This window comes from Angustibacter aerolatus (genome assembly GCF_054776675.1).
The window spans coordinates 103,970-129,414 of record NZ_BAAHBM010000002.1 but is presented as its reverse complement, the minus strand read 5'-3'; the positions used below and the strand labels follow the sequence as shown (position 1 = coordinate 129,414).

General features: G+C 74.6%; 21 protein-coding genes. 10 read left to right on the top strand and 11 right to left on the bottom strand.

Annotated elements, in window-relative coordinates:
- Together ACYVI6_RS01285 and ACYVI6_RS01280 are read left to right on the top strand one after the other, a co-directional pair.
- Nucleotides 1-255: DUF4439 domain-containing protein (locus ACYVI6_RS01285; protein WP_460444629.1), on the top strand; the 255-nt coding region annotated here is incomplete at its 5' end.
- The gene (locus tag ACYVI6_RS01280) at nucleotides 252-1,160 is read left to right on the top strand and encodes an aminoglycoside phosphotransferase family protein (protein ID WP_460444628.1); all 909 of its coding nucleotides are present in this window, start codon (nucleotides 252-254) and stop codon (nucleotides 1,158-1,160) included. The genes ACYVI6_RS01285 and ACYVI6_RS01280, both read left to right, overlap by 4 nt.
- Here ACYVI6_RS01280 and ACYVI6_RS01275 read toward each other — a convergent pair.
- The 10 genes from ACYVI6_RS01275 to ACYVI6_RS01230 form a co-directional block, all read right to left on the bottom strand.
- Nucleotides 1,157-1,963 carry a sulfite exporter TauE/SafE family protein gene (locus ACYVI6_RS01275; protein ID WP_284290993.1) on the bottom strand — a complete coding sequence of 269 codons (807 nt, stop codon included), beginning with the start codon at nucleotides 1,961-1,963 and terminating at the stop codon, nucleotides 1,157-1,159. The two genes, ACYVI6_RS01280 and ACYVI6_RS01275, sit on opposite strands and share 4 nt — an antisense overlap.
- The gene (locus ACYVI6_RS01270; RefSeq protein ID WP_460444627.1) at nucleotides 1,960-3,720 is read right to left on the bottom strand and encodes a proline--tRNA ligase; all 1,761 of its coding nucleotides are present in this window, start codon (nucleotides 3,718-3,720) and stop codon (nucleotides 1,960-1,962) included. Before ACYVI6_RS01270 ends, ACYVI6_RS01275 begins: the two co-directional genes overlap by 4 nt.
- Before the next feature lie 50 nt (nucleotides 3,721-3,770).
- A complete protein-coding gene (locus ACYVI6_RS01265; protein WP_460444626.1) occupies nucleotides 3,771-4,319 on the bottom strand; it encodes a GNAT family N-acetyltransferase in 549 nt (182 codons plus the stop codon).
- Between the two features lie 140 nt (nucleotides 4,320-4,459).
- Entirely contained in the window at nucleotides 4,460-5,311 is an 852-nt protein-coding gene (locus ACYVI6_RS01260; RefSeq protein ID WP_460444637.1) for a GNAT family N-acetyltransferase, read from the bottom strand.
- An 83-nt stretch (nucleotides 5,312-5,394) separates the two neighbouring features.
- The gene (gene ispG / locus ACYVI6_RS01255) at nucleotides 5,395-6,546 is read right to left on the bottom strand and encodes a flavodoxin-dependent (E)-4-hydroxy-3-methylbut-2-enyl-diphosphate synthase (protein WP_460444625.1); all 1,152 of its coding nucleotides are present in this window, start codon (nucleotides 6,544-6,546) and stop codon (nucleotides 5,395-5,397) included.
- A gap of 33 nt (nucleotides 6,547-6,579) precedes the next feature.
- A complete protein-coding gene (locus tag ACYVI6_RS01250) occupies nucleotides 6,580-7,977 on the bottom strand; it encodes a M50 family metallopeptidase (protein WP_460444624.1) in 1,398 nt (465 codons plus the stop codon).
- The gene (gene dxr / locus ACYVI6_RS01245) at nucleotides 7,974-9,137 is read right to left on the bottom strand and encodes a 1-deoxy-D-xylulose-5-phosphate reductoisomerase (protein WP_460444623.1); all 1,164 of its coding nucleotides are present in this window, start codon (nucleotides 9,135-9,137) and stop codon (nucleotides 7,974-7,976) included. Before dxr ends, ACYVI6_RS01250 begins: the two co-directional genes overlap by 4 nt.
- Before the next feature lie 13 nt (nucleotides 9,138-9,150).
- On the bottom strand, nucleotides 9,151-11,301 hold the full coding sequence (locus ACYVI6_RS01240) for a putative bifunctional diguanylate cyclase/phosphodiesterase (protein WP_460444622.1): 2,151 nt from the start codon (nucleotides 11,299-11,301) through the stop codon (nucleotides 9,151-9,153).
- Nucleotides 11,302-11,739: 438 nt separating this feature from the next.
- The gene (locus ACYVI6_RS01235) at nucleotides 11,740-13,203 is read right to left on the bottom strand and encodes an NAD-dependent succinate-semialdehyde dehydrogenase (RefSeq protein ID WP_460444621.1); all 1,464 of its coding nucleotides are present in this window, start codon (nucleotides 13,201-13,203) and stop codon (nucleotides 11,740-11,742) included.
- A gap of 28 nt (nucleotides 13,204-13,231) precedes the next feature.
- Entirely contained in the window at nucleotides 13,232-13,480 is a 249-nt protein-coding gene (locus ACYVI6_RS01230) for a biotin/lipoyl-binding carrier protein (RefSeq protein ID WP_460444620.1), read from the bottom strand.
- 110 nt (nucleotides 13,481-13,590) lie between these two features.
- On the opposite strand from ACYVI6_RS01230, the gene gabT reads away from it, so the two are divergent.
- The 7 genes from gabT (at nucleotide 13,591) to ACYVI6_RS01195 (ending at nucleotide 21,801) form a co-directional block, all read left to right on the top strand.
- Nucleotides 13,591-14,955 (top strand): 4-aminobutyrate--2-oxoglutarate transaminase, encoded by a 1,365-nt coding sequence (gene gabT / locus ACYVI6_RS01225; protein WP_460444619.1) that lies wholly within the window; start codon nucleotides 13,591-13,593, stop codon nucleotides 14,953-14,955.
- Nucleotides 14,952-16,331 carry a transaminase gene (locus tag ACYVI6_RS01220; RefSeq protein WP_460444618.1) on the top strand — a complete coding sequence of 460 codons (1,380 nt, stop codon included), beginning with the start codon at nucleotides 14,952-14,954 and terminating at the stop codon, nucleotides 16,329-16,331. The genes gabT and ACYVI6_RS01220 overlap by 4 nt, the downstream gene beginning before the upstream one ends.
- A 10-nt stretch (nucleotides 16,332-16,341) precedes the next feature.
- Complete coding sequence (locus ACYVI6_RS01215; RefSeq protein WP_460444636.1) at nucleotides 16,342-17,412, top strand: P1 family peptidase; 1,071 nt, start codon at nucleotides 16,342-16,344, stop codon at nucleotides 17,410-17,412.
- A gap of 6 nt (nucleotides 17,413-17,418) precedes the next feature.
- A complete protein-coding gene (lysS, locus tag ACYVI6_RS01210; RefSeq protein WP_460444617.1) occupies nucleotides 17,419-19,113 on the top strand; it encodes a lysine--tRNA ligase in 1,695 nt (564 codons plus the stop codon).
- 70 nt (nucleotides 19,114-19,183) lie between these two features.
- On the top strand, nucleotides 19,184-20,314 hold the full coding sequence (locus tag ACYVI6_RS01205; protein ID WP_460444616.1) for an AI-2E family transporter: 1,131 nt from the start codon (nucleotides 19,184-19,186) through the stop codon (nucleotides 20,312-20,314).
- A gap of 61 nt (nucleotides 20,315-20,375) precedes the next feature.
- A complete protein-coding gene (locus ACYVI6_RS01200) occupies nucleotides 20,376-20,807 on the top strand; it encodes a MarR family winged helix-turn-helix transcriptional regulator (protein ID WP_460444615.1) in 432 nt (143 codons plus the stop codon).
- A 28-nt stretch (nucleotides 20,808-20,835) separates the two neighbouring features.
- Complete coding sequence (locus ACYVI6_RS01195; RefSeq protein WP_460444635.1) at nucleotides 20,836-21,801, top strand: zinc-binding alcohol dehydrogenase family protein; 966 nt, start codon at nucleotides 20,836-20,838, stop codon at nucleotides 21,799-21,801.
- 6 nt (nucleotides 21,802-21,807) lie between these two features.
- Here ACYVI6_RS01195 and ACYVI6_RS01190 read toward each other — a convergent pair whose 3' ends face one another.
- Nucleotides 21,808-23,316 (bottom strand): CoA-acylating methylmalonate-semialdehyde dehydrogenase, encoded by a 1,509-nt coding sequence (locus ACYVI6_RS01190; RefSeq protein WP_460444614.1) that lies wholly within the window; start codon nucleotides 23,314-23,316, stop codon nucleotides 21,808-21,810.
- A gap of 339 nt (nucleotides 23,317-23,655) precedes the next feature.
- On the opposite strand from ACYVI6_RS01190, the gene ACYVI6_RS01185 reads away from it, so the two are divergent.
- Nucleotides 23,656-25,434, top strand: coding sequence for a putative bifunctional diguanylate cyclase/phosphodiesterase (locus tag ACYVI6_RS01185; RefSeq protein WP_460444613.1), 1,779 nt, complete (start codon nucleotides 23,656-23,658; stop codon nucleotides 25,432-25,434).
- Nucleotides 25,435-25,445: the final 11 nt, after the last annotated feature.

The window sequence follows — 25,445 nt, the reverse complement described above, 5'->3', positions numbered from 1 at the left end:
CGCCAGCGCGTCGACCCGGCCGCGGCGGCGTACGCGCTGCCGTTCGAGGTCGGCGGCGGCGCGAGCGCGCGGTCGCTGGCCGCGCACGTCGAGTCGGGCCTGGCCGCCGCGTACGCCGACCTGGTGGGGGCCTGCGACCCGGCTCGGCGGTCCGAGGCGGCGGGGTGGCTGGCCACCAGCGTGCTGCGGGCCGGAACGTGGGGCGCCGACCCGGTGCCGTTCCCGGGGCTGCCCGAGCGCGCCGACGCCACGTGAGCCCGACCGTGCGGGTGCCGCGGGCCCTGCGCTCGGCGCTGACCGGTCAGCCCGACGCGCGCGACTGGCTGGCGGCGCTGCCCGACCTGGTGGCCGTGGCCTGCGAGCGCTGGGACCTCGCCATCGACCTGGCCCCGCGGGCACCGGCGTGGCACGGCAACGCCTCGCTGGTGGTGCCGGTGCGCCGCGAGGGCGAGGCGCTGGTGCTCAAGGTCGGCTGGCCGCACCTCGAGGCCCGCGACGAGGCAGTGGCGCTGCGCCGCTGGGCGGGCGAGGGCGCGGTGCGGCTGCTGGGCGGTGACGGCGGCTGGACGCTGCTGCTCGAGCGGCTCGACAGCACCCACGACCTGCAGACCCTGCCGGTGCCGGCGGCGATCGAGGTCGTGGGCTCGCTGCTGCGGCGGCTGCACGTGCCTGCGCCGCCCGGCCTGCACCTGCTGTCGGACGACGTGCGGCGCTCGCCCGCGGACCTGCCGGCGCAGGCCGCCGCGGCGCCCGGGCTGGTGCCGCCGCCGCTGGCCGACGCCGGGCTCGGGGCGCTGCGGCAGCTGGCGTCCGACCCGCGCGACGGCACGCTCCTGCACCGCGACCTGCACTACGCCAACGTGCTGGCGGGGCGGCGCGAGCCGTGGCTGGTGATCGACCCCAAGCCGCTGTCGGGCGACCCGGCCTTCGAGGTGGCGCCGCTGCTGTGGAACCGGTGGGACGAGGCCGTGGCCACCGGCGACCCGGCCGCCGAGGTGCGGCGCCGGCTCGAGATCGCCTGCGCCGCAGCGGGTCTCGACGTCGAGCGGGCGCGGGCGTGGGTCGCCGTCCGCGAGCTCGACAACGCCCTCGAGTGCACCGGGCCGGGCGACGCCACCGAGCTGGCGGTGCACACCACCATCCTCGGCGCGGTGCGCTAGAACACGTCGAGCGCCAGCCGGACGACGAGCGCCAGGGCGACCACGACGAAGACGATGCGCACGAACCGGTGGCCGCCGCGCACGGCGGTGCGCGCGCCGACGTACCCGCCGACGACGTTCAGCGCGGCCATCGCCAGGCCGAGGCGCCAGAGCACGGCCCCCTGCGGCACGAACACCAGCAGCGCCCCGAGGTTGGTCGCGACGTTGGCGATCTTGGCCTTCGCGCTGGCCTCGACGAACGCGTAGCCGAGCAGGCTGACCAGCCCGAACACGAGGAACGAGCCGGTACCCGGTCCGACGGCGCCGTCGTAGACGCCGACCACCAGCCCCAGGCCGGCGGCGGTGCCGTGGTGTCGGGACCCGGTGTGCCGCAACGCCGTCACGCTGCCGACGTCGGGGCGCAGCAGCACGTAGGCGAGCACCCCGACCAGCGCCACCAGCACCACCGGCTTCAACGCACCGGCCGGCAGCACCAGCGCGACGGCCGCCCCGACCAGCGCCCCGACCAGCGCGAACCCGGCCATCGGCAGCGCCGTCCGCAGGTCGGGGTGCACCCGGCGGCCGAAGGTGACCGCGCTGGTGGTGGTCCCGAAGATCCCGGCGATCTTGTTCGTCGCGAGCGCGTGCACCGGCGCGGTGGTCGGGCCGAGCCCGAGCAGCAGCGCGGGCAGCTGGATCAGCCCGCCGCCCCCGACCACGGCGTCCACCCAGCCGGCCGCGAGCGCGGCGACCAGCAGCAGCGCCAGGGTGCCCGGCCCGGCACCGGCCGGCAGGTCGAACCAGCCGACCCAGTCGCCGCTCACCCGCGGACGAGTGCCACGAGGTGGTCGGCCACCTCCGCGACCGGCACGTCGGTGCGCTCGCCGCTCGCCCGGTCCTTGACCTCGACGACGCCGTCGGCCAGCCCGCGCCCCAGCACCACGATGGTCGGCACCCCGACGAGCTCGGCGTCCTTGAACTTCACGCCGGGCGACACCTTGGGCCGGTCGTCGAACAGCACCGTGAGCCCGCGGCCCGACAGCTCGGTGGCCAGCGCATCGGCGGCCTCGAGGACGGCTGCGTCCTTGCCGGTGGCGACCAGGTGCACGTCGGCCGGCGACAGCTCGCGCGGCCACACCAGCCCGGCCTCGTCGTGCCCGTGCTCGGCCACCGCCGCGACGGCCCGCGACACCCCGATGCCGTACGAGCCCATGGTCACCGTGACGAGCTTGCCCCGCTCGTCGAGCACCTGCAGGCCGAGCGCCTCGCTGTACTTGGTGCCGAGCTGGAAGATGTGGCCCATCTCGATGCCCCGCGCCAGCTCGAGCGGCCCGCTGCCGTCGGGCGCCGGGTCGCCGGCCCGCACCTCGGCGGCCTCGACGACGCCGTCCGGGGTGAAGTCGCGGCCGGCGACCAGGTCGAGCACGTGCCGGCCCGGCTGGTCGGCGCCGGTGACCCAGCGGGTGCCGGTGACCACGCGCGGGTCGACGAGGTAGCGGATGCCGCTCGCGCTCGCCTCCCCCAGCACGCCGGGGCCGATGTAGCCCTTGACCAGCGCGGGGTGGCGGTCGAAGTCGGCGTCGGTGAACGGCTCGACGTCGGCCGGCTCGAGCTGCGCCTGCAGCCGCTTGAGGTCGACCTCGCGGTCGCCGGGCAGGCCCACGGCCAGCGGCTCACGCCGTCCGTCGGGGTGCACCACGGTCAGGAGCACGTTCTTCAGGGTGTCGCTCGCCGCCCACGGGCGGTCCTCGCGGGGGAAGCGGGCGTTCACCAGGTCGACCAGCGAGGCGATGGTCGGTGAGTCGGGGGTGTCCTCGACGTGCGCGGCGGGCGCGTCGTCGAGCGGCAGCGGCTCGGGCACCACCGTGGTGACGGCCTCGACGTTGGCGGCGTACCCGCCCGGCGAGCGCACGTACGTGTCCTCGCCGACGGGCGACGTCGCGAGGAACTCCTCGGACGCCGAGCCGCCCATCGCGCCCGACACCGCCTGCACGATCACGTAGTCGAGGCCGAGCCGGTCGAACACGCGCACGTAGGCGTCGCGGTGCGCCTGGTAGCTGCGCCGGGCGCCCTCGTCGTCGACGTCGAACGAGTACGAGTCCTTCATGACGAACTCGCGCCCGCGCAGCAGACCCGCGCGCGGCCGCGCCTCGTCGCGGTACTTCGTCTGGATCTGGTAGATCGACAGCGGCAGGTCCTTGTACGAGGAGTACAGGTCCTTCACGACGAGGGTGAACATCTCCTCGTGCGTGGGGCCGAGCAGGTAGTCCTGGCCGCGGCGGTCCTGCAGCCGGAAGATGTTGTCGCCGTACTCGGTCCAGCGGCCGGTGGCCTCGAACGGCTCGCGCGGCAGCAGCGCGGGGAACTGCAGCTCCTGCGCGCCCGCGGCGTCCATCTCCTCGCGGACGACGCGCTCGACGTTGCGCAGCACCCGCAGGCCGAGCGGCAGCCAGGTGTAGATGCCCGGCGCGGCGCGGCGCACGTACCCGGCGCGCACCAGCAGCCGGTGGCTCGGCACCTCGGCGTCGGCCGGGTCCTCGCGCAGCGTGCGCAGGAACAGGGACGACAGGCGCAGGATCACGACGGCTCCTCGAGCGGGGGGCGGGACCCGACGAGCCTAGTCGTGGCCGGTCAGGACAGGTCGCGCGCCAGCACCAGGTAGGGGGTGCTGCCGTACGCCAGCCCACCGGCCACCTCGCGGAACCCCTGCCGGGCGTAGAACGCGCGCGCCGGGTTCGGCCCGTCCTGCGTGGTCAGCAGCACGCGCGGCAGCCCCACCCCGTCGCACAGCGCCGACAGCAGCCGCCCGCCCAGCCCGCGACCGTGCCACTGAGGCGCCACCATGAGCTGCACCACCTCGAACGCGTCGACCAGCAGCCCCTCCTCCCCGACCGCCGCGAGCGCCGGCTGCACCCAGGTGTCCCACCACGAGCCGGCCTGCGCCGTGATGCCGTACCCGAACCCGACGAGCTCGTCGCCGCGCCGGGCCGCCAGCGCCCGGAACCCCTCGCGCGCGGCGTGCCGCTCGTACGTCGCGCCCTCCGACTGCGGCCACCCGGTGCCGGTCACCTCCGCCACCGTGCGCAGCGCGTCCGTCTGCAGCGCGGCGGCCTCGGCGGCGTGCGCCACGAGGTCGAAGGGGGCGATGGTCACGTCCGGCAGGTCGCTGGTGTCGGGCACGACCGCATTGCTAGCAGGTGCGCGACCTGCCTGCGGCTCCGGCACCGTCCAAGGGGCGTGCACACCCCTCGGACGGTGCGGCAGCCGACTTCACGGGGCGCGCAGGAGACGGCGACGGGGGTGCGGCGGGGCGGACGGGGTCAGAAGAGGACGGTGGCGAAGGTGCCGACGCGCTCGAAGCCCACGCGGCGGTAGGTGGCGAGGGCGCGCTCGTTGAAGTCGTTGACGTAGAGCGAGACGACGGGGGCCTCTCGCTGCAGGGTCTGCGCGACGACGGCGGCCATGGCGGGGGCGGCCAGGCCGGTGCCGCGGTGGCGGGGGGCGACCCAGACGCCGTGCACCTGCGCGACGCCGCCGCCGACGGCGCCGAGGTCGGCCTTGAAGACGATGCTGCCGTCGACGTCGCGGCGCACGAAGGTGCGGCCCTGGCGCAGCAGCTCGGCGACCCGGCGGCGGTAGGAGGTGCCGCCGTCCGACCCGATCGGCGAGTAGCCGACCTCCTCGGTGAACATCGCCACCGAGGCGGGGAGCACGACGGCGAGGTCGTCGGGGCCGGCGCGGTGCACCAGCGGGTCGGGCTCGACGGCGCGCGACGGGGACGACGTCGCGTACAGCGGCTGCGAGGCACGCACCTCGCGGGCCCACCACCCGGCCTGCTCGAGCCGGCGCCACATGCCGAGCACGGCGTCGGCCTCGCCGAACAGCGACGAGTAGCTGCCTCCCGAGCGCCGGGCCCGGCTGGCGAAGGCGTCGAGGGCGGCGTCGCCGCGCACCTGCACCGGGATGAGGTTCGCCCCGGCCCAGCAGGCGCTGGTCAGCCGGCCGCGCTCGAACAGGCCCCACAGGTGCCCGCCCATGCGCGCGGGGTCGCCGCCCACCTGCTCGATGCGCTCGGCCACCATCACGTTCGCCGTGCCGTCGGCGGCGCACAGCTCGAGCACCGCGTCGCGGTCGGACCGCTCGAGCGGTCGCAGGGACGGGGCGGTGCGCAGCACGGGCTCAGCCTGCCGTGCCGGGTCGCCCGGTGTCGACCGCAGGACCGGTGCGTGTCGCCCGATCGCGCGCCGGGCGCGGGCTAGCTGACGCTGACGCTCGGGGTGCCGGCCTCGGCGTCGACCGGCATCGACTCGGCGATGCGCATGGCCTCCTCGATGAGGGTCTCGACGATCTGCGACTCGGGCACGGTCTTCACGACCTCACCGCGGACGAAGATCTGCCCCTTGCCGTTGCCGGACGCGACGCCCAGGTCGGCCTCGCGCGCCTCGCCCGGGCCGTTCACGACGCAGCCCATGACGGCGACGCGCAGCGGCACCTCGAGCCCCTCGAGCCCGGCGGTGACCTCCTCGGCCAGCTTGTAGACGTCGACCTGCGCGCGCCCGCACGAGGGGCACGACACGATCTCGAGCTTGCGCGGGCGCAGGTTCAGCGACTGCAGGATCTGGATGCCGACCTTGACCTCCTCGACGGGAGGCGCCGACAGCGAGACGCGGATCGTGTCGCCGATGCCCTTCGACAACAGCGCACCGAACGCGGTGGCCGACTTGATGGTGCCCTGGAACGCCGGGCCGGCCTCGGTGACGCCGAGGTGCAGCGGCCAGTCGCCCCGCTCGGCGAGCAGCTCGTAGGCGCGCACCATCACGACCGGGTCGTTGTGCTTCACCGAGATCTTGAAGTCGTGGAAGTCGTGCTCCTCGAAGAGCGACGCCTCCCAGACGGCCGACTCGACGAGCGCCTCCGGGGTCGCCTTGCCGTACTTGGCGAGCAGCCGGCGGTCGAGCGACCCGGCGTTCACCCCGATGCGGATCGACACCCCGGCGTCCTTCGCGGCCTTCGCGATGTCCTTCACCTGGTCGTCGAACTGCCGGATGTTGCCGGGGTTCACCCGGACGGCGGCGCACCCGGCGTCGATCGCGGCGAACACGTACTTGGGCTGGAAGTGGATGTCGGCGATCACCGGGATCTGCGACTTGCGCGCGATCGCGGGCAGCGCCTCGGCGTCGTCCTGGCTCGGGCAGGCGACGCGCACGATGTCGCAGCCGGTCGCGGTCAGGGCGGCGATCTGCTGCAGCGTCGCGTTGACGTCGGTGGTGGGCGTCGTCGTCATCGACTGCACGCTGACCGGCGCGTCGCCGCCGACGGCCACGGAGCCGACCTGGATCTTGCGGGAGACGCGGCGCGGAGCCAGGACGGGGGGCGGCCCGGAGGGGATGCCGAGGGAGACGCTCATGCCTCGAGTATCGCTCCCGCCCGGCCGGGCTGACTACCCGGCCAGTTTCACGGGGTTGACGATGTCCGCGTAGATCAGCAGCGCCGACATCAGCACCAGCACGCTGCTCACGACGTACGCCACCGGCAGCAGCCGCGCGACGTCGACGTAGCCGGGGTCGGGACGACGGCGCACCCGGGCGATCGCACGCCGCAGCCCCTCCCACAGCGCGCCCGCGACGTGCCCGCCGTCGAGCGGCAGCAGCGGGATGAGGTTGAACACGAAGAGCGCGAGGTTCAGCGAGGCGAGCAGCGACAGCATCGACGCCGCGCGCGCCTTCGGGCCCTTGATGAACTCGATGTCGTCGCTGCTGGCCAGCTCGCCGGCCGCGCGGCCGGCACCGACCACGCTGACCGGGCCGTCGGCGTCGCGCTCGCCGCCGGTGACCGCCTTCACGACGCCGACCATCTTCTGGGGCAGGCGGACGACGACGCCGGCCACGTGCCAGATCTGGCTGCCGATGACGCCGGGCACCGAGCTGACCGGCTGCCGCACCAGGCCGGGCAGCGAGGAGACGCCGAGGAACCCGACCGACTCGAGCACCGGCTTCCCGTCGCGCGTCTCGGGCGTGCCGTCGTCCGACAGCACCTGCCGCTGGGTCGACGGCACGGTGGCCGACAGCGTGAGCCGCTCGCCGTCGCGCTCGACGACGACGGGCACGGTGCGGCCGCCGGACGCGCGGATCGCGGCGCGGGCGTCGTCCCAGGTGCCGACCGGCCGGCCGGCCATCGAGACGATGCGGTCGCCCGCCCGGATGCCTGCGGCGGCGGCCGGGGCCGGCGGGTCGCTCGGGGTGCACTTCCGGGACGCCGGCGCGGTGGCCGGCAGGATGCACTCGCTGACCGTGCCGACCCTCGTGGTGAGGTCGATCGCACCCAGGCCGGCGAGGGTGATGGTGAACAGCACGACCGCGATGAGCAGGTTGACGAACGGGCCGCCGAGCATGACGACGACCTTCTTGCGCACCGGCAACCGGTAGAACACGCGGTGCTCGTCGCCGGGCTGCACCTCCTCCAGCGACTGCTTGCGGGCGTCGTCGGCGAGCTGCGCCATGCCGCCGCGGCGCTTCGTGCGCTGCTCGACCGCCTGCTCGACCAGCAGCCCCATCCGGCCGGTGGAGGTGGCGCGGATCATGGCCGGGTCGTCGCCGGGCTTCGGCGGGAACATGCCGATCATCCGGATGTAGCCGCCGAGCGGCACGGCCTTCACGCCGTACTCGGTCTCGCCGCGCCGGCGCGACCACAGCGTCGGGCCGAAGCCGACCATGTACTGGGTGACCTTGACGCCGAAGCGCTTGGCGGGGAGCAGGTGCCCGACCTCGTGCAGCGCGATCGAGGCGCCGATCCCGATCACGAACAGCAGCACGCCGAGCACGTAGAGCAGAGCCGTCACCCGGTCAGGATCGCACGCGTGCGCTCGCGAGCCCATCGTTCGGCCTCGAGCACCCCCTCGAGGGTGAGGTCGCCCGAGGGCGGGGCGTGCTCGTCCATCACCTGCTGCACGGTGTCGAGGATCGCGGTGAACCGCAGCCGGCCGTCCAGGAACGCCTCGACGCACTCCTCGTTGGCGGCGTTCATCACCGCGGGCAGGGTGCGACCGGTGGTGCCGGCGTGCCGCGCCATCGCCACCGCGGGGAACGCCTCGTCGTCGAGCGGCAGGAACTCCCAGGTCGAGGCGGTGGTCCAGTCGACGCCGCTCGCCGCGCCCTCGAGCCGGTCGGGCCACCCGAGGGCCAGGGCGATCGGCAGCCGCATGTCGGGCGGCGAGCACTGGGCGAGCGTGGAGCCGTCGACGAACTCGACCATCGAGTGCACGACCGACTGCGGGTGGACGACGACGTCGATGCGGTCCATCGGCAGACCGAACAGCAGGTGCGCCTCGATCACCTCGAGCCCCTTGTTGACCAGGGTCGCGGAGTTCGTGGTGATGACCGGGCCCATCGACCAGGTGGGGTGCGCGAGCGCCTGCTCGGGCGTGACGTCGTGCAGCTCGTCGCGGGTGCGGCCGCGGAACGGCCCACCGCTGGCGGTCACCAGCAGGCGCCGCACCTCGTGGGCGCTGCCGCCGCGCAGGCACTGCGCCAGCGCCGAGTGCTCGGAGTCGACCGGCACGATCTGGTCGGGGGCCGCGGCGGCCAGCACCAGCGAGCCGCCCACGATGAGCGACTCCTTGTTGGCCAGCGCGAGCCGGCTGCCGGCCACCAGCGCGCGCAGCGTGGGCAGCAGGCCGATCGAGCCGGTCATGCCGTTCAGCACGACGTCGTCGCCGCGCCCGGCCAGGTCGGCGGCGGCGTCCGGACCTGCGACGACCTCGGCCCGCGAGCCCACGGCGGCGAGCGCCTCGCGCAGCTCGCCGGCCACCTCGGCACGCGCCACGCCGACCTGCTCGACGCCCAGGTCGGCGGCCTGCCGGGCCAGCGCCCCGACGTCCGACCCCCCGGCGGCGATCGCCGTGACGCGGAAGCGCTCGGGCCGGGCGGCGATCACCTCGACCGCCTGGGTGCCGATCGAGCCGGTCGAGCCGAGCAGGACGACGGTCTGCGGGTCAGCCACGTCGGCGATGGTGTCAGACGGCGGGGACGACCGCCTCGGGCAGCGCCGAGCCGCGCAGCCAGGCCGTCATGCGCTCGCCGGTCATCGGCCGCCCGACGTGGTAGCCCTGCACGACGTCGCACCCGAGGGCGCGCAGCCGGTCGAGCTGCTCGGGGTGCTCGACGCCCTCGGCCACGACGCTCAGCCCGAGGTTGTGCCCGAGCTCGATGATGGAGCGCACCAGCACGTCGTCGCCGTCGACCGACATGGCCCGCACGAAGCTGCGGTCGACCTTGATCTCGTCGAGGTCGAGGCCCTGCAGGTAGGCCAGCGAGGAGTACCCGGTGCCGAAGTCGTCGACCGCCACCCGCACCCCGAGCCGGCGCAGCTCGCGCAGGATCTGCCCGGCCCGGCGCGGGTCGCCCATCATGCTGCTCTCGGTGACCTCGACGGTCAGCTGCGCGGGCTGCACGTCGTGCCGGGCCAGCGCCCGGCCGACCCGCTCGGGCAGGCTGAGGTCGCTGAGCTGGCGGGCCGACAGGTTCACCGACACCCGGCTGGCCAGGCCGGCGGCGTTCCACCGGTCGAGCGCGGCGAGCGAGTCCTCGAGCACCAGGTCGGTGACCTGGCTGATCAGCCCGGCGTTCTCGGCGAGCGCGATGAACTCCTCGGGGTCGATGACGCCGCGCTCGGGGTGCGTCCAGCGGGCCAGCGCCTCGGTGCCGCTCACCTCGCCGTCGTGCAGGCTGACCTGCGGCTGGAACGACACCGACAGCTGGCCGAGCGTGACCGCCTCGCGCAGGTCGGCCAGCAGGCTGAGTCGCTCGGGGGTGCCGGGGTGCGCGGCGTCGTCGTCGTACAGCGCCCACCGGGCCCGCTCGCGCTTGGCGTCGTAGAGCGCGATGTCGGCGCGCTGCATGATCGCCGTGACGTCGCTGAGCTGCTCGGCGTCGGTGCCCGCCTGCGCCGCTCCCTCGAGCGAGGCGATGCCGATGCTGGCCTGCACGCTGAACCGGGTGCCGCCGATCTGCAGCGGCTGCACGATGTCGGCGAGCAGCTGCTCGGCGACCACGCCGCCGCCGCGGGCGGGCACGCCGGGCAGCAGCACGGCGAACTCGTCGCCGCCGAGCCGCGCGACGCAGCCCGGCTCGGGCGCGACGGGGGCGATGCGGCGGCCGATCTCCTGCAGCACCAGGTCGCCGATCTGGTGGCCGAGGGTGTCGTTGATGTCCTTGAAGTGGTCGAGGTCGAGCATCAGCACGCAGACGGGCTCGCCGGTGACGGCGCTGCGCTCGAGCTGGCGGGCGGCGCGGCCGAAGAACAGGTCGCGGTTGCCCAGCCCGGTCAGCGGGTCGCGCATCGCCTGCACGCGGCGGGCGGCGGCGAGCACCGCCGAGCGGCGGACGGCGAGCACCGGCAGCGCGAGCAGCGGCAGCAGCCACCCGCTGGTCTGCGCGAGCACCGCCGCCACGGGGGCGAGCGCCACCAGCACGGCCGACGTCTCGAGCTTGAGGTGCAGGTCGCGGCCCACCGAGGCGAGCACCGGCGACTGCTGGTCGAGCGCGACGACCACGGCCACCAGGGCGTTGTTCGCGACGACGAAGACCAGGCCGGCGCAGAGCACCGGGCCGAGGGCGGCCGCCGTGAACGGGTGGTGCGGCGCGAGCAGCGGCTCGCCGCCGACGAGGGCGAAGACGGCGCGGGCGGCGACCAGGCTCACGGCGTACTGCCCGGCGTTGAAGGCGATCTTGCGGGGCTCGCGGCGGGTGCGGACGTCGTCCAGCGCCACCACCAGGGTGTGCACGGCGAGCAGCACGGCGAACGGGCCGGTGGCGACCAGCGCCACGGCGAAGATCGTCGACATGGTGATCGAGCCGGTGCGCTCGTCGCCGCGGGCGACCGGGATCGGGCCGAGCTCGCCGACGGCCAGGCCGAGGCACAGCAGCCAGACCGGCAGCGGCAGCACCCGCAGGTCGCCGGGCAGGTCGGAGCCGGCGACGACGACGACCGCGAGCACCAGGCCCACGGCGGTGACCAGGCCGACGAACACCGGCACGGGCAGCGCGGGCAGCCGGCGGCGCGACCCGGCGACCGGGCGACCGGACCGGGGACCGGCGGCACCGGGCGGTTGCGACGCCTGCGGCGGCTGCAGCGCGCGGGCCAGCCGCAGGGCGAGGGCGGTCACGAGCGGGCCGCCGCTCGAGAGGTGCGGCGGGCGGTCACCACTTCGAGCCCATCATCGACTCGACGACGCCGTCGGCGGCCACCACGCCGACGAGCAGGGCCAGCAGTCCGCCGCCGTGCCGGACGACGAAGCGCACGACGCGCTGCTCGCGGACCTGACGGTGGCGGGGCTGACGACGGGTGCGGCGCTGCATGGGGACCTCGGCGGGGTGGCGTGGGCGAGTCTCTCGGACAGTCGGTGATTGAACACGCACTCACCGTGACCGTGCAGCCCTTTGGGGGAACTCGTTCGGCCCAGTTCACCCGTTGAGCGCAACGACACGCCGTCGACGGTGCTCGCCGAGGGGTCGGTCGTGGCGTACAAGGGCCTGTCTCGGCCGTCCGGGTGACCGGCGTCCGGGCCCGTCACCACGCCGGGTGACGGGCCGCCGACCGCGCGTCAGAGCGCGATGCCCACGTACTTCGTCTCGAGGTACTCCTCGATGCCCTCGACGCCACCCTCGCGGCCGAACCCGCTGGCCTTCACGCCGCCGAACGGGGCCGCCGGGTTCGAGACCACGCCCTGGTTCACGCCGACCATGCCGGTCTCGAGCGCCTCCGCCGTGGTGAGTGCGCGGCTCAGGTTCTCGGTGAACAGGTAGGCGACCAGGCCGTACTCCGTGTCGTTCGCCAGCCGGATCGCCTCATCGTCGGCGGCGAAGGTGGTGATCGGGGCGACCGGCCCGAAGATCTCCTCGCCGAACACCCGCGCCTGCGTCGGCACGCCGGTGAGCACGGTCGGCTCGTAGAAGTAGCCGCGCTCCCCCGTCGTGCGGCCACCGGTGACGACCGTGCCGCCGTGGTCGACGGCGTCCTGCACCAGCTCGGCCACCTTGTCGCGCTGCTTCGCGTCGACCAGCGGGCCGACCTGCACACCCTCGTCGGTGCCGCGGCCGATGGTCAGCGCCGCCATCCGCTCGGCCAGCCGCGCCCCGAACTCCTCGGCCACCGACTCGTGCACGATGAACCGGTTGGCGGCCGTGCACGCCTCGCCGAGGTTGCGCATCTTCGCCAGCATCGCGCCGTCGACCGCCTTGTCGAGGTCGGCGTCGGCGAACACCAGGAACGGCGCGTTGCCGCCGAGCTCCATCGACACCCGCAGCAGGCCCTGCGCCGACTGCTCGACGAGCCTGCGGCCGACCGGGGTCGAGCCGGTGAAGGTGAGCTTGCGCAGCCGCGGGTCGCGGATCAGCGGCTCCATCACCTCGCCGGTGCTCGACGTCGTGACGACGTTCAGCACGCCGTCCGGCAGGCCGCACTCGGCGAGGATCTGCGCCAGCGCGAGCATGGTCAGCGGCGTCTGCGAGGCGGGCTTCACGACCATCGTGCAGCCGGCCGCGATCGCCGGGCCGATCTTGCGGGTGCCCATGGCCAGCGGGAAGTTCCAGGGCGTGATCATCAGGCACGGGCCGACCGGCTGCTTGGTCGTCATCAGCCGGGTGGCGCCGTTCGGGGAGGTGCTCCAGCGGCCGGCGATGCGCACCGACTCCTCCGAGAACCAGCGCAGGAACTCGGCGCCGTAGGTGATCTCGGCGAGCGACTCGGCGACCGGCTTGCCCATCTCGAGCGTCATGAGCAGCGCGAGGTCGTCCTTGCGGCGCACGACCTCCTCGAACGCCCGGCGCAGGATCTCGCCGCGGTCGCGCGGGGGCGTCGCCGCCCAGCCGGCCTGCGCGGCCACCGCGGCGTCGAGCGCGGCCCGGCCGTCCTCGACGGTGGCGTCGGCCACGCTGGCCAGCACCTGCTCGGTCGAGGGGTCGTCGACGTCGATGGTCCGGCCGCCGGTGGCCTGCCGCCACTCGCCGCCGACGAACAGGCCGGTCTGCACGGCCTCGACGACGCGGGTCTCGTCCTGCACGCTCACGTTCGGCTCCTGCTCGCTGGGGGTGGGTCTAGCCCTGCACGACGACCATGACGTCGCCGTCCTGCACCACGTCGCCCGGCGCCGTCCGGACGTCGGTCACCGTGCCGTCGTGCGGCGCCAGCACCGGGATCTCCATCTTCATCGACTCGAGCAGCACCAGCGTGTCGCCCTCGGCGACCTGCTGGCCCACCTCCACCTCGATGGTGAGCACGTTGGCGACCAGCTCGCTGGCCACCTCGCTGACCGGTCCGGGGGTGCCTGGCGCGCGTGCAGTCATGGTGCGTGACGCTAGTGCACCCGCGCGCCCCGCAGCCCGTCAGGTCCGGCGGCCCCGAGCCGACACCGTGGCCCTCGCGACCCCGGCCCGGGCGCGGTTATCGTGCGCGCATGAGCGACACCACCACGTTGCAGAGCGCGCCGACCCCGAGGGTGAACGGCGTCGAGCAGGTACGCCGGCTGGTCACCGAGGTGCCGGGGCCGCGCTCGCGCGAGCTGCACGCCCGACGCACCGCCGCCGTCGCGGCCGGCGTCGGCAGCACCCTGCCGGTCTACGTCGAGCGCGCGGGCGGCGGCGTGGTCGTCGACGTCGACGGCAACTCGCTGGTCGACCTCGGCTCGGGCATCGCGGTGGTGAACGTCGGCAACGCCAACCCCCGCGTCGTCGAGCGGGTGCAGCAGCAGGTCGCCGCCTTCACCCACACCTGCTTCATGGTCACGCCGTACGCCGGGTACGTGGAGGTCTGCGAGGCGCTGGCCCGCCTGACCCCGGGCGACCACGCGAAGAAGTCGGCGCTGTTCAACTCCGGCGCCGAGGCGGTGGAGAACGCGGTGAAGATCGCCCGCGCGGCCACCAGGCGCGACGCCGTCGTGGTGTTCGACCACGCCTACCACGGCCGCACGAACCTCACGATGGCCATGACCGCGAAGTCGATGCCCTACAAGCACGGGTTCGGGCCGTTCGCCGGCGAGGTCTACCGCGCGCCGATGAGCTACCCCTACCGCGAGCCGGCCCCGATCAGCGGCGCCGAGGCGGCGGCCCGGGCGATCGGCGTCATCGAGAAGCAGGTCGGCGCCGACGCCGTGGCCTGCGTGGTGATCGAGCCGGTGCAGGGCGAGGGCGGCTTCGTGGTGCCGGCCGACGGGTTCCTGCCGGCGATCGCCGCCTGGTGCACCGCGAACGGCGTGGTGTTCGTGGCCGACGAGATCCAGACGGGCTTCGGGCGCACCGGCGCGATGTTCGCCTGCGAGCACGAGGGCGTGGTGCCCGACCTCATCACCACCGCCAAGGGCATCGCCGGGGGTCTGCCGCTCGCCGCCGTCACCGGGCGCGCCGAGCTGATGGACGCCGTGCACGCCGGCGGCCTCGGCGGCACCTACGGCGGCAACCCGATCGCCTGCGCCGCGGCGCTCGGCGCCATCGAGTCGCTCGAGGACGACGACCTGCCCGGCCGGGCCGCCCGGCTCGGCGAGCTGATGACCGAGCGGCTGCACCAGATCGCCGGTGGCAACCCGCAGATCGGCGAGGTGCGCGGACGCGGCGCGATGGTCGCGATCGAGGTCGTGCAGCCCGGCACCACCGAGCCGGACGCCGCCGAGGCCGCCCGCATCAGCGCCGCCTGCCACGCCGCCGGCGTCGTCACGCTGACCTGCGGCACCTACGGCAACGTGCTGCGGCTGCTGCCCCCGCTGGTGATCGGCGAGGACCTGCTCACCGAGGCGCTCGACGTGCTCGCCGAGGCGGTGGCGGGGTGACCGCCACGGCGACGACCGGCGTCGATCCCGTTGTGCTGCAACGCCTCTACGACCGCGAGGTCGAGCGGTTCGTCGCCGCGCACCCCAGGTGCCGCGAGCTGTCCGAGGCCGCGCACGAGCACCTGCACGGTGGTGTGCCGATGTCGTGGATGGTGAAGTGGCCCGGGCCGTTCCCGCTCTACGTCGACCGCGCCGAGGGTGCGCACTTCACCTGCGCCGACGGCGTCGACCACGTCGACCTGTGCCTCGGCGACACCGGCGCCATGACCGGCCACTCCCCCGCCGCGACCGTGGCACGCGTGCGCGAGCAGGTCGGCCGCGGCATCACCGCGATGCTGCCGACCGCCGACGCGTCGGTCGCCGCCGGTGAGCTGTCGCGTCGGTTCGGCCTGCCGCAGTGGCAGTTCACGCTGTCGGCGACCGACGCCAACCGGCACGTCATCCGCTACGCGCGGCACCTCACCGGGCGGCCCAAGGTGCTGGTCGTCGACTTCTGCTACCACGGCAGCGTCGACGAGACCTTCGCCACGCTCGACGGCGGCGAGGTGGTGGCGCGGCGCGGCAACATCGGCGCCCCGGTGCCGCCGTCCGAGACGACCGTCGTGGTGCCGTTCAACGACGTCGAGGCGCTGGAGGCGGCGCTGGCCCGCGAGGACGTCGCGTGCGCCCTGCTCGAGCCGGCGATGACCAACATCGGCATCGTGCTGCCCGACGACGGCTACCTCGCCGCGCTGCGCCGGCTCACCGCCGAGCACGGCACGCTGCTGGTGCTCGACGAGACGCACACGCTGTGCGCCGGGCCCGGCGGCTGCACCGCGGCCTGGGGCCTCGACCCCGACGTCGTGGTGGTCGGCAAGACCATCGGCGGTGGCGTCCCGGCCGGGGCGTTCGGGCTGCGCGCCGACCTGTCGCGGCGGCTGCTCGCGTCGGTCGAGCTCGAGGACGTCGACCTCGGCGGCATCGGCGGCACGCTCGCCGGCAACGCGCTGTCGCTCGCCGCGGTGGCCGCCACGCTGACCGAGGTGCTCACCGACGACGCGTTCGCGCACATGGAGGCCCGCGCGGTCGAGTGGACCGACGGCGTGCAGCAGGTGCTCGACGAGACCGGTGCGCCCTGGCACGTGACGCGCCTGGGCTGCCGCGCCGAGTACGCCTTCTCGCCCACCGCGCCGCACGACGGCGCCGAGGCCGCGGCGTCCGACGACTTCGCGCTGCAGCAGCACCTGCACCTGCACGCCCTGAACCGCGGCCTGCTGCTCACCCCGTTCCACAACATGGCGCTGATGAGCCCGGCCACGACGCCTGCCGACGTGCAGCAGCACACCGACGCCTTCCGCGAGTGCGCCACCGAGCTCTTCGCCCGACCGGGCGCCTAGGCACGGCGTGCTGCGCGCCGGGCCGACCGACTCGCTGACGGACGTCGCGGGGCTGCGGGTGGGCCACGCCACCCGCGACGGCGTCGGGTGGCTGACCGGCACCACGGTCGTGGCGGCCGACCCCGACCTGCTGCCGGACGGCGTGGTGGCCGGCGTCGACGTGCGCGGCGGCGGGCCCGGCACCCGCGAGACCGATCTGCTCGACCCGCGCAACGCGGTGCAGCGGGTGCACGCGATCACCCTCACCGGCGGCAGCGCGTTCGGGCTGGCGGCGGCGGACGGCGTGCTGGCCGAGCTCGAGCGGCGGGGTACCGGCCTGCCGGTGGGTCCCGGCGTCGTGGTGCCGATCGTGCCGGCCGCCGTGGTGTTCGACCTGGCGCGCGGCGGTGACGTCGCCCACCGGCCCGGCCCGGCGGAGGGCACCGCGGCGGTGCTGGACGCGTTGTCCCGCAACGGTTCCGGGCCCGTCGACCAAGGTTGCGTCGGTGCCGGCACCGGTGCCGTGGCGGGCGGGCTGAAAGGCGGCGTCGGGTCGGCGTCGGCGGTGCTCGGCGGCGGCGCGACGGTCGCAGCGCTGGTGGTGGTGAACGCCGCGGGGTCGGTGCTCGACCCGCGCACCGGACGGCTGTGGGGCGAGCGGCACCTGCTGCCCGGCGAGCCCGCGCCGGCGGTGCGGGAGGGCGCGCTCGCCGGGCACCTGGCCAGGGTGGCGGCGCTGCGCCGCGAGCTGCAGCGACCCTCGGCGGGGCAGGCGCTGGCGACCACGCTGGTCGTCGTCGGCACCGACCTGGCGCTCGACAAGGCGCGCTGCGCGAAGGTCGCCGGCATCGCGCACGACGGGCTCGCGCGGGCGATCGACCCGGTGCACACCATGGTCGACGGCGACACAGCGTTCGCGCTGGCCACCGGGGCCCGGCCCGAGCCCGACGCGGCCGAGCTGCACGAGCTGCTCGCCGCGGCCGGCGACGTCGTCACCCGGGCCGTGGTGCACGCGGTGCTCGCGGCCACCACGACCACCACGGCCGCCGGGTCGTGGCCGTCGTACCGCGACGAGCTGGCCGGCGGCGCACCCGTATCCTGACGCCTCGTGGCTTCGACGGAGGGCGTGGGCGTGTCGCAGGGTGTGCAGGGTGACTGGGTCGCCGAGGAGGCCGACCGGGTCGTCGCCGAGGCCGAGCGGCGCGGCACGCCGGTGGTGTGCGCGTCGGGCATCTCGCCGTCCGGACCGGTGCACCTGGGCAACCTCCGCGAGCTGATGACGCCGCACCTGGTCGCCGACGAGGTGCGCCGCCGCGGCGTCGAGGCCCGGCACGTGCTGTCGTGGGACGACTTCGACCGCCTGCGCAAGGTGCCGGCCGGCGTCCCCGAGTCGTTCGCCGAGCACATCGGCCGGCCGCTGACCGCCGTGCCCGACCCGTGCGGGCAGCACGCGTCGTGGGCCGAGCACTTCAAGGAGCCGCTGCGGGCGGCGCTGCACGAGCTGGGCGTCGTCGTCGACGAGATCAGCCAGACGCAGATGTACACCTCGATGGCCTACCGCGAGCAGGTGCTGCACGCGATGGCGCACCGCGCCGACATCGACGCGGTGCTCGGCCGCTACCGCACCAAGGGGCCGGACGGCGGCGAGCCCGACGGCTCGGACGACGCGTCGACCGGCCGCGACTACTTTCCGTACAAGCCGTTCTGCGCCGTGTGCGGCCGCGACAGCACCACCGTCGTCGGCTACGACCCGGCGAGCACCGAGCTGCGCTGGACCTGCGCCTTCGACCACGCCGGCTCGTTCGCCCTGGGTGAGGAGTCGCCCGGCAAGCTGGTGTGGAAGGTCGACTGGCCGATGCGCTGGGCGTTCGAGCGGGTGACGTTCGAGGCCGGCGGCGTCGACCACTCGGCCCCCAACTCCAGCTACACGGTGGGCTCGCAGATCGTCCGCGAGGTGTTCGGCGGGCTGCCGCCCGAGTACCTCGCCTACTCGTTCGTCGGCGCGCCCGGCACCGCGAAGATGAGCAGCAGCAGAGGTGGCGCCGCGACGCCGCTCGACGCGCTGCACGTCGTCGAGGCGCCGGTGCTGCGCTGGCTCTACACCCGCCGCAAGCCGAACCAGGCGATCACGGTGTCGCTCGACCACGAGGTCGGCCGGCTCTACGACGAGTGGGACGCGCTGGGCCGCAAGCTGGCCGGCGGCAGGGCGACCCCGTGGGAGACCGCGACGCAGGCCCGCTCGGTGCGCACCGCCGAGCGCGAGCTGACGCAGACGCCGCGCCCGTTCCCGTTCCGGTCGCTGGCCTCGGTGCTCGACGTCACCGGAGGCCGTGACGAGCAGGTGCTGCGGATCCTGCGCGACATGGCGCCCGAGGAGCCGGTCGCCGACCTCGACGCCGCGCGCCCCCGCCTCGACCGCGCCCGCGCCTGGGTCGAGGAGTACGCCGACGAGGCCGACCGCACCCGCGTGCGCGAGACCCCGGACGCCGAGCGGCTGGCCGCGCTCACCGACGACGAGCGCGAGTCGCTGCGGCTGCTCGTCGCCGGGTTCGACGCGCTCGGCGGGGACTGGACGCTCGACGCGCTCACCGACCTGGTCTACGGCGTCCCGAAGCAGCGACTCGGCCTGCCCCTCGACCTGAAGAAGCCGACGCCCGAGCTGCGCACCGCCCAGCGCGAGCTGTTCGTGCTGGTCTACGAGCTGCTCACCGGCCGCGACACCGGTCCCCGGCTGCCCACCCTGCTGCTGGCCATCGGGCCCGACCGCGCACGCGCCCTGCTCGACCCCGCCCGCCCCGCCTGACCCGACCGACTCGCCTGACTGGGTCGGCGTCCACCGGGCGCGGTCGCCGCCCCGCCCGCAGGCTGGAGGCATGACCGACCTCGTCCCGGCTCGCGACCGGCCGGTGCCCGTGCGCACCATCGCCACCACCATCGCGATGGTGCTCGGCACCCTGCTCGCCATCGGCCTGCTCTACGAGGCCCGGCGCACCGTCGTCTGGCTCGTGGTGGCCGCGTTCTTCACGGTGGCGCTGTACCCGGTGGTGAGCTGGATCGAGCGGCACGTGCGCTGGGCGCGTCGGTCGGTGGCGACGCTGGTCGTCTTCCTCGTGGTGCTGCTCGTGATCGCCGGCCTGGCGACCGCGTTCGCCGTGCCGCTGGCCCGCGAGGGCACCCAGTTCGCCGCCCAGCTGCCGCAGACGATCGACGACGCCCGCGCCGGCCGCGGTCCGATCGGCGACCTGCTCGAGCGGACGAACGCCCTGCAGTACGTGCAGACCCACCAGGAGCAGATCCGGTCGATCGCCCAGAACCTCACGACCCCGGCCGCGGGCGTGCTGCGCGGGGTCGCGACCGGCGTGGCCGGCGTGGTCACGATCTTCGTGCTGGCGTACCTCATGGTGCTCGAGGGTCCGAAGGTCGTCGACGGCCTGCTGCACCTGATGAACCCGCGCACCGCCGAGCGGGTGCGCCGGGTCGGCAGCGACTGCGCCGGCTCGATCACCGGCTACATCTCGGGCAACCTGCTCATCAGCGTCATCTGCGGCGTCCTGACCTATGCGACGCTGAAGATCGTCGGCATCCCGTTCGCCGGGCTCATCGCCTTGTTCGTGGCAGTCGCCGACCTGATCCCGCTGATCGGCGCGACGCTCGGCGCGGTGGTCGCCTGCCTCGCCGCGCTGGTCGACTCGGTGCCGTCGTTCGTCGTGGTGGCGATCTTCTTCGTGCTCTACCAGCAGCTGGAGAACCACCTGCTGCAGCCGCTCATCCTGGCGCGCACGGTGAAGCTCAACCCGCTGGCGGTGCTCGTCGCCATCCTGGTGGCGGTCGAGCTGGCCGGCATCCTCGGGGCCCTGCTCGCCATCCCGGTCGCCGGCATGATCCAGGTCATCTCGCGCGACCTGTGGGACCACCGCCGCGGGCGGATGAAGGACCAGCCGACCGTCGGCGAGGACCGCGAGGTCGTCGAGCTGCCGGCTGACACGGCGGTCGAGCACCGCTGACCCGTTTCCACGGAAGCAGATTCCGTGGAATGCATCTAGCACGCTGCCGGTTGACCCCGGCGTGACCGATCTCGGCGAGCTCTTCAGCGACCTCGTCCGCCTCGAGACCGAGCTGTGGGACGCCGTCGACCGGCGCCTGCGGGCGGAGACCGACCTCGGGGCGGGTGGGTACGACACCCTGCGGGTGATCGGCCGCACGCCGTCGTGCCGGGTGCTCGACGTCGCCCGGCAGCTGTCGATCACCGTCGGCGGTGCCAGCAAGGTGGTCGACCGCCTCGAGGCGGCCGGCCACGTCGCGCGACGTGCGCACCCCGACGACCGCCGCTCGTCCGTCGTCGAGCTCACCCCGCCGGGGGCCGACGTCCTGGCACGCGCGGCGGAGGTGGTCGACGCCGAGCTGCGCGCACGCGTCGGCGACGTGCTGCCCGCGCGCCCCCTCGCCCAGCTGCACACCACCGTCCGGCGGCTGCGGGCCGCCCAGAAGGAGCACTGACGTGCCTGCTTCCACGACGCCCACCACCATGCGCGCCGTCGTCCTGGACGGGCCCGGCCCGGCCGACGCCCTGCAGCTGCGCGAGCTGCCGGTGCCCGTGCCTCGGCCCGGCCAGGTGCTGATCCGCGTGCGCGCCAGCGGCCTGAACCGCTCCGAGCTGCACACCCGGCTCGGGCTGGCGGAGGGCGTCGTGTTCCCGCGGGTGCTCGGCATCGAGACCACCGGTGTGGTGGCGGCCTGCCCCGGCGGCGAGCTGGCGCCGGGCCAGCAGGTCGCCGCGATGATGGGCGGGATGGGCCGCACCTTCGACGGTGGCTACGCCGAGTACGCGTGCGTACCCGTGTCGCAGGTGGTGCCCTTCCGCAGCGACCTCGAGTGGTCGGTGCTGGGTGCCGTGCCGGAGATGCTGCAGACCGCCAACGGCTCGTTGGCGGCGATCGACGTGCCGGACGGCGGCAGCCTGCTGGTGCGCGGCGGGACGTCGTCGGTCGGGCTCGCGGCGGCGGTGCTGGCGAAGCAGCGGGGCGTCACGGTGCTGGCCACGACGCGCAGCGCCGCACGGGCCGGTGCGCTGCACGACGTCGGGGTCGACCACGTGCTGGTCGACGACGGCGACGTCGCCGACCAGGTGCGGGCGGTGCTGCCGGAAGGCGTCGACGGTGCGCTCGAGCTCGTGGGTGCGCCCACGCTGCGCGACACCCTGCGCGCCGTGCGCCCGCACGGCACCGCCTGCTTCACCGGCATGCTGTCGAACCAGTGGGTGCTGCCGGACTTCTACCCGATCGACGTCATCCCGAACGCCGTGCGGCTCACCGCCTACGCGGGCGACGCGAGCGACCTGCCGGCCGTGGTGCTGCAGGGGTTCCTCGACGCCGTCGCCGCCGGCACGGCCGTGGTGCCCGTCGGGCGGGTGTACGCGCTCGACGAGATCGCCGCCGCCCACGAGGCGATGGAGGACGGCACCGTGGTCGGCAAGCTGGTCGTCGTCCCGTAACCCGGGTCAGGCGTTCTGCGGGAAGCCCAGGTTGAGCCCGCCGTGGCTCGGGTCGAGCCAGCGGCTGGTGACGACCTTGCCGCGGGTAAAGAAGTGCACGCCCTCGGCGCCGTGCGCGTGGCTGTCGCCGAACAGCGACGACTTCCACCCGCCGAACGAGTAGTAGGCCATCGGCACCGGGATCGGCACGTTGACGCCGATCATGCCGACCTGCACCTCGTGCTGGAAGCGCCGGGCGGCGCCGCCGTCGTTGGTGAAGATCGCGGTGCCGTTGCCGTACGGGTTGGCGTTCACCAGCTCGAGGGCCTCGTCGTACGACGCCACGCGCAGCACCGACAGCACCGGGCCGAAGATCTCGTCGGTGTAGACGCTCATGTCGGGGGTCACCCTGTCGAGCAGCGTCGGCCCGAGCCAGAAGCCCTCGGCGGCGCCGTCGAACTCCTGCTCGCGGCCGTCGACGACGAGGTCGGCCCCCGCCTCGCTGCCGGCCGCGACGTACCCGGCCACCTTGTCGCGGTGCTGCTTCGTCACCAGCGGGCCCATGTCGCAGCCGCGGCGGCCGTCGCCGGTGCGCAGCGTCGCCACGCGCTCGGCGATCTTGGCGACCAGCTCGTCGGCGACCGGCTCGACCGCCACGAGCGCCGAGATCGCCATGCACCGCTCCCCCGCCGACCCGAACCCGGCGTTCACCGCGGCGTCGGCGGCCAGGTCGAGGTCGGCGTCCGGCAGCACGACCATGTGGTTCTTCGCCCCGCCGAGCGCCTGCACCCGCTTGCCGTTGCGGGTGCCGGTCTCGTAGACGTAGCGCGCGATCGGCGTCGAGCCGACGAACGACACCGAGGCGACGTCGGGGTGCTCGAGCAGCCGGTCGACGGCCACCTTGTCGCCGTGCACGACCTGCAGCACGCCCTCCGGCAGCCCCGCCTCGGCCCACAGCCGGGCGACGAGCAGCGACGCCGACGGGTCCTTCTCGCTGGGCTTCAGCACCACCGCGTTGCCGCAGGCGATCGCCACCGGCAGGAACCACAGCGGCACCATCGCCGGGAAGTTGAACGGGCTGATCACGGCGACCACGCCGAGCGGCTGCCGGATCGAGTAGACGTCGACCTTCGTCGAGACGTTCTCGCTGTAGCCGCCCTTGAGCAGGTGCGGGATGCCGCAGGCGAACTCGACCACCTCGAGGCCGCGGGTCACCTCGCCCTCGGCGTCGCTCAGCACCTTGCCGTGCTCGGCGGTGATGGCCGCCGCGACCTCGCCCTTGTGCGCGTCGAGCAGCTCGCGGAACCGGAACAGCACCCGCGTGCGCACCGCCAGGGACGCCTCGCCCCACGCCTCCGCGGCCGTCGCCGCGCCGGCCACCGCGAGGTCGACGGTCGCGACGTCGGCCAGGTCGACCCGGCCGGTCACCTGCCCGGTCGCCGGGTCGAAGACGTCACCGGCGCGCTCGCTGCTGCCGCCGAACGGCTTGCCGTCGATCCAGTGCGTGATGCGGGCTGGGCTGCTGCTGGTGGTCATGCCACCACTGTGGCCCACCGGGATCGCACCCCGAGACCACAGCCTGTCGCCGAACCCGCACGACGGCCGGACGATGTGTCAGGGCCGTGAGCCGGCGTCCGGCGTCGGCCGGGGCCTCGAGTCCGCGTCCGTGCAGGTCGTCGTCAGGTGGTGCGTGCAGGCGTGCGGACCCGGGTGCTTCGGTCTGCAACTGTGCGTGATCGGAAGACCCCTGTACGTGAGCGCCCCCGCCCCGTACAGTCGGGGGTACCCCGGCCGAGGACACCGCCCGGGAGCCACGCCTCTCCCGGCGGACGTGGGTACGCGCGTGCCAGGTCGGCACGCGGCGAGAGGCCCACGATGCTGCCCACCACCCCGACGACCCGACCCGTCGCGCCCGGGCCGACCCAGGTCGCACCGGCGGCGGACCCGCGCACGTCCGAGCGGCTGGCGCTGAGCCTGCTCGACGCCATGGAGGCCGCCACCTGCGCGGTCGACCGCGCCGGCCGCATCACCGCGGTCAACCGCGCCTGGCGCGAGGAGACCCGGCGCGGCGGGGGGCGTCCGGCTCGCAGCGGGATCGGGGTCAGCTACCTCGAGGTCTGCGAGGCGGCAGGCGGCGACGAACCGGTCGCGCGCGCGGTGGCGGCCGGCATCGGGTCGGTGCTCGACGGGACGGCCGGCCGTTTCGAGCTGGAGTACCTCTGTCCGGGGCCGACCGGCGACCGCTGGTTCAGCGTGCGCGTCAACCCGCTGTCGGATGACGGGGCCGTCGTTTCGCACGTGGACGTGACGGCCATGAAGAGCGCGCGGAGGGCGCTGAGGCACCTCACCCTGCACGACGCGCTGACCGGTCTGCCGAACCGGCTGCTGCTGGCCGACCGCATGGAGCAGGCGCTGGTGCGCGCGGGACGAACCGGCGCGAGCGTCGCCGTGGCCTTCCTGGACGTCGACCGCTTCCAGCTGGTCAACGACGCCCTCGGCCACCCGGCCGGCGACGAGCTGCTGCAGGCGCTCGCGTCACGGCTGCGGGGCCTGCTGCGCCCGGACGACACCCTGGCCCGCTTCGCCGGCGACGAGTTCGTCGTGGTCTGGCCGGACGTGGCGCCCGGCGACGAGGCCGAGCAGCTGGCGCAGCGGGTGGCCGAGGCGTTCCGCGACCCGTTCGAGCTCACCGGAGGCAGCGTGCGGATCACCGCCAGCGTGGGGTACGCGGTCGGGCGCCACCCGCAGCGGGGCGACGACCTGCTGCTCGACGCGGACGCGGCCATGCACGACGCCAAGAGCCGGGGCAGACAGGGTCCGCGCCGCTGCACCGACGACCTGCGCGAGCAGAGCGCCAGCCGGCGACGGATCGAGGCCGACCTCGTGCGGGGCATCGCCGGCGGGGAGCTCGCCGTGCACTACCAGCCGGTCGTCGACCTCCGGACGCGGACGGTGGTGGGGGTCGAGGCGCTCGTGCGCTGGCACCACCCCGACGGTCTGCGCATGCCGGACACCTTCATCCCGGTGGCCGAGGCCACCGGGTTGATCGTCCCGCTCGGCGCCTGGGTGCTCGAGGAGGCCTGCCGCCAGGGGGCCGCCTGGGCAGCGGTCGGCCTCGACCTGCGCGTGGCCGTCAACTTCTCCGCGAGGCAGATCGGCCACAGCGACGTGATCCCGGGCATCCGGCATGCGCTCGAGGGCAGCGGGCTGCCGCCCGACCGCCTGCTGGTCGAGGTCACCGAGTCGTCGGTGCTCGAGGACGCCGAGCTGGCGCAGCTGGCCTTCGAGCAGATCCACGACCTCGGGGCCAGGGTGGCCATCGACGACTTCGGCACGGGCTTCAGCTCGTTGCTGTACATCAAGCGGTACTCCGTCGCCGCGCTGAAGATCGACCGGCAGTTCGTGGCCGACGTGGGCCGCGACGGTGACGACGACGCGATCGTGGCGAGCGTCGTCTCGCTGGCTCGGGCGGTGCGGGCCGAGTGCATCGCCGAGGGCGTCGAGACGTTCGCGCAGCTCGACCGGCTCGACGCGCTCGGGTGCGGCTACGCGCAGGGCTACCTGCTGGGCCGCCCGGTGGCCGGCCAGGACCTGCCGGCGGCGGTGCGCGCTGCCGAGGCGCTGCTGACCGAGCACGACCGGTGCAGCGCGTGACTGACCCGGCC

Excerpts from the sequence above, each read along its gene's own strand:
- ACYVI6_RS01185 (WP_460444613.1), top strand. The coding sequence starts at position 23,656 with ATGCTGCCCACCACCCCGACGACCCGACCCGTCGCGCCCGGGCCGACC.
- ACYVI6_RS01230 (WP_460444620.1), bottom strand. The coding sequence starts at position 13,480 with ATGACTGCACGCGCGCCAGGCACCCCCGGACCGGTCAGCGAGGTGGCC.
- ACYVI6_RS01205 (WP_460444616.1), top strand. The coding sequence starts at position 19,184 with ATGACCGACCTCGTCCCGGCTCGCGACCGGCCGGTGCCCGTGCGCACC.
- ACYVI6_RS01195 (WP_460444635.1), top strand. The coding sequence starts at position 20,836 with ATGCGCGCCGTCGTCCTGGACGGGCCCGGCCCGGCCGACGCCCTGCAG.
- ispG (WP_460444625.1), bottom strand. The coding sequence starts at position 6,546 with ATGAGCGTCTCCCTCGGCATCCCCTCCGGGCCGCCCCCCGTCCTGGCT.
- ACYVI6_RS01190 (WP_460444614.1), bottom strand. The coding sequence starts at position 23,316 with ATGACCACCAGCAGCAGCCCAGCCCGCATCACGCACTGGATCGACGGC.
- gabT (WP_460444619.1), top strand. The coding sequence starts at position 13,591 with ATGAGCGACACCACCACGTTGCAGAGCGCGCCGACCCCGAGGGTGAAC.